The following is an 819-nucleotide window of genomic DNA, read 5'->3' on the forward strand; positions in this document are numbered from 1 at the left end:
CCCCTCTGCGGCCGATCACCAAACTCCTTGCGCGGCCCCCGCTCGGCACGATCGCCGCCGCTGCGCGCGGGCCGATCGTCGCGGTTGAAACGGGGACGCGGCGCATCACCGTCATCGCGGCGCGGACGGTCGGAAAAGTCGCGGCGCGGCGCGGCACCGTCGCGCTTGGCATAGGGCCGCTTGCCCTCGCCGCCGAACGACGAGCGCTTGGCATCGCCGCCGAACGACTTCTTGGCGTAGCTCTTCTCGCCGCGGGCCTCGCCGGCGCCTTCGGCGGCGCGCTTGGCGAATTTCTTCTCCGGTCCGCGGGCCGCGCCCGAGCGGCCCTTGCCGCCGAACGCTCCCTTGCCACCGGGCCCGGCTTTGCCGCCGAAACCGCCTTTGCTGCCCTGCCGGTCGCGGCGGCCGCGCGCAGAATCGTTGTCTTTACGGGTGTCGCGGGGCATGACTGGTCTTTCTATCGAAACACGAAATGGGGCTCAGGCAGTCGGGAACGGCTCGCAGGCCGCGCGCTCCGATTGAAACGCGCATGGTCACGCAAAACAGCCATCCACTTTTGCTGAAGTCGGTCTCCTAGCAGAGTTTTCGGGTCGAGACGAGCCAAGAACGACGATGACGGCTTCCACTTTCATGGAATTGGCGCTGGCCGAGGCGGCCGCGGCCGGAGCCGCCGGCGAGGTGCCGATCGGCTGCGTGATCGTCCGCGACGGCGTGGTGATCGCCAAAGCCGGCAACCGCACCCTGACCGACCGCGACCCCACCGCCCATGCCGAATTGCTCGCGATCCGCGAGGCGGCCGCCAAGCCCGGCAGCGAGCCG

1 protein-coding gene and 1 pseudogene are annotated in these 819 nt (G+C 69.8%); one reads left to right on the forward strand and one right to left on the reverse strand.

The features are described 5' to 3' along the window. A pseudogene (locus tag DYI24_RS27275) lies at positions 1-446 on the reverse strand (pseudouridine synthase); the annotation flags it as partial. Positions 447-612: 166 nt separating this feature from the next. Here DYI24_RS27275 and DYI24_RS27280 point away from each other — a divergent pair. Beyond that, positions 613-819: deaminase (locus tag DYI24_RS27280; protein WP_164574532.1), on the forward strand; the 207-nt coding region annotated here is incomplete at its 3' end.

Origin of the sequence: Rhodopseudomonas sp. BR0C11 (assembly GCF_010820945.1) — a bacterium.
In the GTDB taxonomy this organism is placed as follows: Bacteria; Pseudomonadota; Alphaproteobacteria; order Rhizobiales; family Xanthobacteraceae; genus Rhodopseudomonas; species Rhodopseudomonas palustris_H.